12 protein-coding genes are annotated in these 7,529 nt (G+C 74.2%); 5 read left to right on the top strand and 7 right to left on the bottom strand.

Annotation, left to right across the window (positions count from 1 at the left end; all coding sequences use genetic code 11):
* Positions 1–145: 145 nt before the first annotated feature.
* The 7 genes from PV342_RS40780 to PV342_RS40750 form a co-directional block, all read right to left on the bottom strand.
* Entirely contained in the window at positions 146–364 is a 219-nt protein-coding gene (locus PV342_RS40780; RefSeq protein ID WP_018562859.1) for a DUF5133 domain-containing protein, read from the bottom strand.
* Positions 365–485: 121 nt separating this feature from the next.
* Positions 486–1,199, bottom strand: coding sequence for an STAS domain-containing protein (locus PV342_RS40775; protein ID WP_500321212.1), 714 nt, complete (start codon positions 1,197–1,199; stop codon positions 486–488).
* 194 nt (positions 1,200–1,393) lie between these two features.
* Positions 1,394–2,125: a hypothetical protein gene (locus PV342_RS40770; protein WP_500321210.1), complete on the bottom strand. Its 732-nt coding sequence runs from the start codon at positions 2,123–2,125 to the stop codon at positions 1,394–1,396.
* Positions 2,126–2,875: 750 nt separating this feature from the next.
* Positions 2,876–3,142, bottom strand: a complete 267-nt coding sequence (locus PV342_RS40765) for a DUF4235 domain-containing protein (protein WP_018562854.1) — start codon at positions 3,140–3,142, stop codon at positions 2,876–2,878.
* Complete coding sequence (locus PV342_RS40760; RefSeq protein WP_018562853.1) at positions 3,139–3,555, bottom strand: DUF3618 domain-containing protein; 417 nt, start codon at positions 3,553–3,555, stop codon at positions 3,139–3,141. The genes PV342_RS40765 and PV342_RS40760 overlap by 4 nt, the downstream gene beginning before the upstream one ends.
* Positions 3,552–3,962 (bottom strand): phage holin family protein, encoded by a 411-nt coding sequence (locus tag PV342_RS40755; RefSeq protein WP_361014507.1) that lies wholly within the window; start codon positions 3,960–3,962, stop codon positions 3,552–3,554. The genes PV342_RS40760 and PV342_RS40755 overlap by 4 nt, the downstream gene beginning before the upstream one ends.
* A gap of 110 nt (positions 3,963–4,072) precedes the next feature.
* Positions 4,073–4,213, bottom strand: coding sequence for a hypothetical protein (locus PV342_RS40750; RefSeq protein ID WP_391580609.1), 141 nt, complete (start codon positions 4,211–4,213; stop codon positions 4,073–4,075).
* Here PV342_RS40750 and PV342_RS40745 point away from each other — a divergent pair.
* The 5 genes from PV342_RS40745 (at position 4,203) to PV342_RS40725 (ending at position 7,323) form a co-directional block, all read left to right on the top strand.
* Entirely contained in the window at positions 4,203–4,499 is a 297-nt protein-coding gene (locus tag PV342_RS40745) for a hypothetical protein (protein WP_500321207.1), read from the top strand. The two genes, PV342_RS40750 and PV342_RS40745, sit on opposite strands and share 11 nt — an antisense overlap.
* Before the next feature lie 107 nt (positions 4,500–4,606).
* Entirely contained in the window at positions 4,607–5,017 is a 411-nt protein-coding gene (locus PV342_RS40740; RefSeq protein WP_500321205.1) for a hypothetical protein, read from the top strand.
* An 81-nt stretch (positions 5,018–5,098) separates the two neighbouring features.
* A complete protein-coding gene (locus PV342_RS40735) occupies positions 5,099–5,287 on the top strand; it encodes a hypothetical protein (RefSeq protein ID WP_143681789.1) in 189 nt (62 codons plus the stop codon).
* A 293-nt stretch (positions 5,288–5,580) separates the two neighbouring features.
* Positions 5,581–6,945: an MFS transporter gene (locus tag PV342_RS40730; RefSeq protein ID WP_500321214.1), complete on the top strand. Its 1,365-nt coding sequence runs from the start codon at positions 5,581–5,583 to the stop codon at positions 6,943–6,945.
* A gap of 156 nt (positions 6,946–7,101) precedes the next feature.
* The gene (locus PV342_RS40725; protein WP_400809516.1) at positions 7,102–7,323 is read left to right on the top strand and encodes a hypothetical protein; all 222 of its coding nucleotides are present in this window, start codon (positions 7,102–7,104) and stop codon (positions 7,321–7,323) included.
* Positions 7,324–7,529 lie beyond the last annotated feature (206 nt).

The following is a 7,529-nucleotide window of genomic DNA, read 5'->3' as shown; positions in this document are numbered from 1 at the left end:
CACGACGCGCCGACGCCAGCACCGCCGCCGACAACGCCCGCGGCTCCCCGGACTCCGCGTCCAGCAGCAGGAGCTCCTCCTCCACACCCACCGTGCGCAATGGCTCTCCTTCCCGGCCGCTCCGACGGCGGATGCGGACGTCTCGTCAGGCGAGGACCGAGTCGTCCTCCGGCCGGGCCCCCGGCAGCCGCAGCCGTGCCGCGATCAGCGCGGCGTCGACGTCCCGCGTGCCGGTCGCCACGCACAGCGTGTACGACACGTCCGCCGTCCGGCGCCGTACCTCGGGGTCCTCGGGGTCGAGCAGGCGCAGCGTCTCGTAACGGTCGATCAGGTCGTCCAGCACGGCGGGGTGGGCAAGCAGCACGTCGTCCTCCTGCGGGGCGTGTCATGGGGTCAAGCCGTGTACCTGGCTGCCGCCTACCCCGACTTCGTCCTGGCACGCAGGGGGTGCGCGCAGCCGAGCAGCCGGGGGGGTACGGCGGGGATCAGCGGCGGGCCCGCTCCGGCAGGGCGGTGACGATGATCTCGCGGGTCGCCGTGCTGTCCTCGACCGTGCGGAACCCCGCGAGGGCCAGTGCGTCCAGCACCTCCTTGTGGAGCGGGCGGCGGTGCGCCCCGGCCGCAGGGCCCGCCGCCCCGCCGGCGCTCGGCAGGGTGTCCCAGCGCACGACCACGCCCCGGGGCCCCGCCTCCACGACGGGAGGGTCCTCGCCGCCGCGGTGCTGCGCCAGCGGCAGTCCCGCGTCCAGCAGGGCGAGGCACACCGCCGTGTGCAGCCGCCGGACGTCCGCGCCGAGCCGGTGGGCCGACGGGCGGGACGGGGTGAGCGCCCCGCGGTGGCCGGTGAGGTCGAGCAGCCGCAGGACGGTGTCGCTCGCGGCGGTCACGGTCAGTGTCCGGTGCGCGGCCATGGCGCGGTTGCGCAGCTCCAGCAGGGCGTTGAGGCCCGCGCGGTCGCAGCCGGAGACGTCGCGCAGGTCCAGGTCGAGGCCGTCCCCCGCCTCCAGGGCGGCGAACAGGGCGCGGCGCAGCTCCGGCGCGGTCCCCGCGTCGAGCTCGCCGATGAGCACGGCCTCGGTGCGCGTGGTGCCGTGCGGACTGAGCAGAATGGTCAGGCGCGTATGGGACTCGTGCTCCCCGGCGAGTTCGGGTCCCGCGGGAACGGAGTGCACCCGCAGATCGGGAGACCGGTCCGACATGCCGTACCTCCTGCACTTTCGCTGCGCGCCGGTGCGTGCGCCGCCTCGGCGTGGGAGTGATCGGAAGACATGAACGACACCCGGAGGCCCGCATGAATATTTCCGGGCAAAGGGGTGACATCCGCATGATATGTGCTGGAGGGCAGGTTGGCGCCCGGTGCGGCGGGCGCGTCCGCGCGTGGCGGGGGAGGGGCTCAGGGCGCCAGGGCCCGGGCGATCCTCTCGAGCCGGGCCGCGTCCCGGGCGTACGCGCCCGCCGGGTTCCGGAAGGAGTACTCGCCGTCGTTGGTCCGGTACCCGCCCGGGGCCGCGGTCCAGTGCACGGGGCCGCACGGCCCCTGCTCCTCCAGCAGGGCGGCCGCGAGCCGCTCGGGCTCGCCGACCCGGGTGCGGGCACGGAGGGCCGCCGCCACCCGGTCCTCCGCGCCGGCGGGGACGGCGTCGTCGCCGAAGGCGGGCAGCAGGAGCAGCAGGCGGGCGTGCGGATCGTCGGTGCTGCCGCCGGGCAGGCCGTTGTCCGCGACCGCGACCAGTTCGGCCCAGGACAGAGCGGGGCCGGTGAAGTGCCCTTCGTCCGCCGCGAGGAGTTCCGCGGATTCCCAGCCGGGATCGTGCAGCAGGTAGTCGACGCCCTCGTCCTCCGCGAAGGCGCGGTAGACCACGTGCAGCCGCCGCCCCCCGGCGAGCGGCACGCTGAACACAGGCCACTTCTCACCGCCCAGCAGCAGGTTGTGCAACCGCATGGCCTCCGTCCCGTCGGCGCCGAGCAGCAGTTCCTCCGCCTCCTCCTCCTGCGCGCAGTTGTGCAGGTGTCCCTCCCAGAACAGCCGGTCGTCGAGGAGGCCGGGCACATGGCGGAAGGGGCCGCCGCCGTAGCCCGGTATGAGGGCGGGCGGCAGCGCGGCGCTGTCCGTCACGGCGGTCATCGTGCCTCCTGTCCTGGGAGGAGGCCGGCCCCGCCACAGGGCCGGCGCTCCGGGAGTCCGGTTCCGAGAAGCCATACGGATCGGGACACTTCTCACAGTAGGCGCAGCCACTGACAACGGGCCCGGGCGGTAACGCCCGCCCCAGGAGCGCGGCGAGCGATGAGCAGGCCGGTCCGGGAGAACGGGTGACGGGGCTGGCGAAGCCGCTCACGCCCGGTGAACCGGCAGAGCCGGAGGGCCAGATCGGCGTGCGGCCGCCGGAGGAGTACCCGCGGAGCCGGCCCGGCGTACGGGGTGTTGCCGGTCCGGCGCGGTGAGGACGGCCGTGAGGCGTGGCACGGCGACGGCGCTGACCTCACGTCACGGACCCGGAGGGTCGGCGGAGCCCTTCCCCACGACGCGGGCGACGGCCGCGGAACGCGCGGGCGGCCGACCGCCCGCAGCAGGGGGACTTCGAGGAGTTCGACACCGCCTTCGAGACCCGGGACGAGCGCTGGGCGCCCTGCTGCGGGGCAACGACCGCAACGTCGTCGATGCCGTCTGCCTGTGTCATCCGGGCTGTGCGCCACGGCAGTGGCCGGTCGTGCCGGGCCCGGCGGCCGGTCGGATCCGGGACGACGACAGGGTCGACGACCTCGATCCGCGCCCGGCCACCGGGCCCGACGGCACCCCGCTCACCTTCGCCACCGGTACGACGACTGGCCGCGGGAGAGCGCCCGCGTGAGGTGAGCCTCGACCGCGACGTGGGCCTCAGCCGGGCCACACACCGGTCAGACGCCGGGTGGCGGTCGCACCCCCACGGTCGACCGCCGCCTTCACCAAGGCGAAGATCGCGCCCTGTAGCGCCGCCGCGGTCAGCACCTCGGCCCAGGAGCGGTCCTCGTCGGTGGCTCCGGGCGCGTCCTGTTCATGGCCCAGCGTCCTCCAGGCCCGCTTGAACAACGCGCCGGCGATCAGCCCGGAGACCGCGCCCAGGGTCATGCCCACGGGTTTGTAGACGATTTTGGACGCCTTCACCCGCGCCTCCTCCTGGCGCGGCGCACCAGCAGCAACACCCCCATGGCGGCGCCGGCGCCCAGCAGCGGCGCGCGGTGGGCCCGGGCGGCCCGCGCGCTCCGCCCGGCCCGCGCCCGCACCGCCGGTGCCTTCGCCCGGGCCAGCCGGCCGGCGTGCACGGCCTGCAGCCGTATCCGTCCGGCCGCCTTCACGGCCTTGTCCCGGGCGGGTTCCGGGGTCTTCTCCCGGACCAGCTCGCCGATCCGGGAGGCCGCGCCGTGCGCCTTGGCGCCGGCCCGGCCCGCCCGGTCCATCAGCCGGCCCTTGACGTCGGTCTTCGCCGTCAGCGCGGCGACCGTACGGCCCAGCTCCTCGCGCGTCGCCTCGACGCGCTCCCGCAGTTCGTCGGTCGTGGGTGACTTGTCGCTCGTCATCGGTGTGCCCTTTCCTTGAGTTCCGCGATGTCGGCCTTTACGCCGTCGACGGCAGCCCGTGGCACGGGCGGGGCCGCCCGCCCGAACTGCCTGCGGCCCGCCGCGGCCAGTGCCGCGGCGACCGAGCCCAGGAGCCCCGTGACGACCAGCGCCGCCGCCCACACCGGCAGCGCGAGTGACAGCGCCGCCACGGCGGCCACGGCGAGCCCCTGCAGCGCCAGGACCGCGAACAGCCCCGCCCCGCCGAACAGGCCGCCGCCCAGGCCGAAGCGCCGGCCCTTCAGCGTCATCTCGGCCCGGGCCAGCCGCATTTCCTCACGCACCAACTGCGACAACTGCTCCGACGCGCGGGACACCAGCTCGCCCACCCGTTCGTCACCGCCGTCGCGCTGCCCGGTCGCGCTCACGGTCCTCACCTGCCTCCGTCTGCTCCGCGTCCCGTCCTCCGTGCGCCCCCCTCACTGCGCGCCTTCCCGGTCCGCACCGGCTCACGCGCGACCGCCTTCCCGACGTGACCTCAGGTGCGGCGGCCGGGCGCCGTGTTCGGCAGGATGGAGGCCATGACGACACCCTCCACACCGCCGCCGGGTTCCTCGTGCGGCTCCACCTGCCGGGGCTCGACCCTGTCCCTGTGGTCGAAGGATTCGGTGCTCTCCATCGGCTCGGTGGGCTCCGTGCTCTCCATCGGCTCCGTCGGCTCCGTGCTGTCCGTCGGCTCGGTCGGCAGCGCCCTGTCCGCGGGGTCCCTCGGGTCCGCCCTGTCGCTGCTGTCGGGTGGTTCCTGGCTGAGCGTGGGCTCGCTGCTGTCCGCCCAGTCGCGCTGGTCGGTGCTGTCCTGGCGCTCCTCGCGCGGCTTGCGCGGAATGGGGACGGCCGCCGCCGTCGCCGGCGCGGCCGCGCTGGTGCTGCTGGCCCGTACGGGCGGGAAGCCGCCAGCGGAGTGATCACGAGCCCGGCCCGGCGCGCCGCGCCGGGGCCCGGGCGGGGTCAGGGGGTTTGGATGGGGGGCGGCCGCCGACCGGTGGCCGTCGCATCCGACCTGGAGGCCGTCGTGCGTGTCCGCCCTGTCGCCGTGTCCGTCCTGTCCGCGGCGACGCTGCTGTCCGCGGCGCCCTCCGCCCGGGCGGCGGACGGCTGGACCCCGCACCGCGACGGCGGCCGCAGCGCACGCCTCGCCGTGTACGACTCCGGGCGGGTCGGCCACGCCGTGGTCACCGTCCACCGTGTCGGGCGCGGCTGGGAGGTCGACGCCCTCGTCACCAAGGAGGTCGACGACCCCGGCTGCGTCTACCTCGCCACCGACGACGGCGACGACGACGGCCAGGGCCGGGAGATCGGTGCCCAGTGCGGCTCGGCGGACACCACCACCCGCATGATCAGCCACACCGAGTTCCGCCGGCTCGTCCTCGGCTGGGTGGACGGCGACGGCGTCCCCGTCAGCCGCCGGAGCGTCAGGATCTGACCCCGTGAGGGGTGTCCACGGGTCCCGCGACCTCACCGGAACCGCTGGCCCGCCACCGTCCCGATGGGGTACGACTGCACGATGGACTGTGAGCGTTGCCTGGAACCCGTGATCGAGGGCCCGGAGGGCGGCTACGTGTGCGGCCTCTGCCTCTTCACGGTGGAACCCCCCGGGTACAACAAGCGCCGTGAGGAAGGGCTGAGGGCCGTCGCGGCCGAACGCCGCCGGCGCACGCTGGAACGCCGCGCCCGCAAGGGGCTGCCGGTCTGACCCGCCGGGCCGGCACGATGCCCGACCGGAACGCGGACCGGTCACGGAGGGTCGCGTCATGCGGGCCACACCGGCCGGACAGCGGCCAGGGATCCCCGACGGCGCGTCGCCGACCCGTGGCCGCCGGGGCGACCGGGCGGCGCGGCGACCGTGACCCGATTCTTAGCGGGACGTTAGATCTCGGCGCCGGACCTTGTCCGGGCGCGGCGCGGGCCCACATGCTCTGGGCACTTCGCCCCGTCCCCCATCAGGGCCTTTCTCCTTTGGAGCCGCCGATGTCGCCGACTTCCGCCATGCCCGCGCCGCCCGCCGCCGGGGAGCGCGGCAAGCGCCGCCTCGCCCTCGTGGGAGGCTCGCTCGGCAATCTCGTCGAGTGGTACGACTGGTTCGTCTACGCCAGCTTCGCCATCTACTTCGCCGACTCCTTCTTCCCCGGCGACAACTCGACCACCCAGCTGATGAACACCGCCGGCATCTTCGCGGTCGGTTTCCTTATGCGCCCCGTCGGCGGCTGGGTGCTGGGCCGCGCCGCCGACCGCCATGGCCGCAAGAGCGCGCTGACCCTCACCGTGACCATGATGTCGGTCGCCGCGCTGATGATCGCGATCGCCCCGACGTACGGGCAGGCCGGCTACGCGGGGGCGCTCGTCCTGCTGCTGGCCCGGCTTCTGCAGGGCATGAGCATCGGCGGCGAGTACGCCGCCAGCGCGACCTACCTCACCGAGGCGTCGGCCCGTGACCGGCGCGGTCTCGGCTCGTCCTTCCAGTACGTGTCGATGACGGCGGGCCAGCTGCTGGGCCTGGGGATCCTGATCACCCTTCAGCACGTGCTGACCACGGACCAGTTGCACGACTGGGGATGGCGCCTCCCCTTCGTGCTGGGCGCGGTCTTCGCGGTCGTGGTCTTCTGGATCCGGCGCAGGCTCGAGGAGACCGACGTCTTCGCCGAGGAGGCGGGCACGCAGGACGACGCCCGGGGCTCGCTCCGGCTGCTGTGGCAGCACCGGCGCCAGGCACTCCTGGTCATGGCCCTCACCCTGGGCGGCACCGTCGCCTACTACACGTACACCACGTACCTCACCAAGTACCTCATCGGCAGCGCCGGCATGGCCAAGAACACCGCGACCCTGGTCAGCTTCACCGCGCTGTTCGTCTTCGCGCTGCTCCAGCCCCTGGCCGGGGCGCTCTCCGACCGGATCGGCCGCAGGCCGCTGCTGATCACCTTCGCGGTGGGGTGCACCCTGGGCACCTACCCGATCATGACGGCACTCGGCTCGGCCTCCTCGTACTGGTCCGCGCTCGGGCTGTCGCTCCTGGCGCTCGTCATCGTCACCGGCTACACCTCCATCAACGCCGCCGTGAAGGCCGAGCTGTTCCCGACGCGCGTGCGGGCGCTGGGCGTGGCGCTGCCGTACGCGATCGCCAACGCGCTGTTCGGCGGCACGGCGGAGTACGTCGCCCTGTGGTTCAAGGACGCCGGTCACGAGACGGCCTTCTTCTGGTACGTGTCGGGGTGCGCGCTGGTCTCCCTCGTCACCTACGTCCTCATGCCCGACACCAGGAACACCGCGCTCAGCCGCGCCGAGGAGGCGGCCGGCGACCGCGCCGAGCCGCGGGCAGCCAGGTCCCCGGCCGAGGGCGTGGTTCCACAGGCCTGACGGAGCCCGCACACCTCCCCGGTCGCGATCCGCGCGTCCCCGATCGCGTTGGCCGGGCCGAGCGGCGGTCCGTGCGCCGTCGACGGCGCCGGGCTTGAGGCACCCTTTACCGGCGAGGGATGGTCCCGCGGCGGGGCGCACCCTAACGTCCGGTGCATGAACGCAAGATCATCTCTGGCGCTGAAGTGCTTCCGGATCCCCGTCGCGGGCAGCGTGCTCCTCGCCCTGCACGGGAAGCTGACCACGGGCCACTGGACGATTCCCGTGTACTTCATGGTGCCGGTCTTCGCCGGGGCCGCCTGGGTGTTCTGGTACAACTGCGACCCCGGCCGGGTCGCGGCGCGTGAGGCGCGGCGTGCCGGGCGTACCGGGCAGTGAGCCCGGAACGGCAGCCCTGGTCCTGGCGGTGACGGCTCGCGTCACGGTGCGCCGGACCCTGGATCCCGGCCGCAGGGCCGGGATCCAGGACGTCTGACGGAACGTCAGTGGCGGACGATCTGGGGGGCTATGTCCTCGGTGAAGGTCTCGTCCTCGGTGGTCTTGAGCGTGGTGGCCTTGGCGGTGGTGGTGCCGCAGAACGCGGC

The organism is Streptomyces sp. PA03-3a (assembly GCF_033792735.1).
Taxonomy (GTDB): domain Bacteria; phylum Actinomycetota; class Actinomycetes; order Streptomycetales; family Streptomycetaceae; genus Actinacidiphila.
Note: the sequence above shows the minus strand (reverse complement) of the source record. Positions and strands in the feature narration are given on the sequence as shown.

Coding starts and splice junctions, on each gene's coding strand:
- PV342_RS40775 (WP_500321212.1), bottom strand. CDS start 1,199: ATGTCGGACCGGTCTCCCGATCTGCGGGTGCACTCCGTTCCCGCGGGA.
- PV342_RS40730 (WP_500321214.1), top strand. CDS start 5,581: ATGCCCGCGCCGCCCGCCGCCGGGGAGCGCGGCAAGCGCCGCCTCGCC.
- PV342_RS40770 (WP_500321210.1), bottom strand. CDS start 2,125: ATGACCGCCGTGACGGACAGCGCCGCGCTGCCGCCCGCCCTCATACCG.
- PV342_RS40760 (WP_018562853.1), bottom strand. CDS start 3,555: ATGACGAGCGACAAGTCACCCACGACCGACGAACTGCGGGAGCGCGTC.
- PV342_RS40735 (WP_143681789.1), top strand. CDS start 5,099: ATGGACTGTGAGCGTTGCCTGGAACCCGTGATCGAGGGCCCGGAGGGC.
- PV342_RS40725 (WP_400809516.1), top strand. CDS start 7,102: ATGAACGCAAGATCATCTCTGGCGCTGAAGTGCTTCCGGATCCCCGTC.
- PV342_RS40750 (WP_391580609.1), bottom strand. CDS start 4,213: ATGGAGAGCACCGAATCCTTCGACCACAGGGACAGGGTCGAGCCCCGG.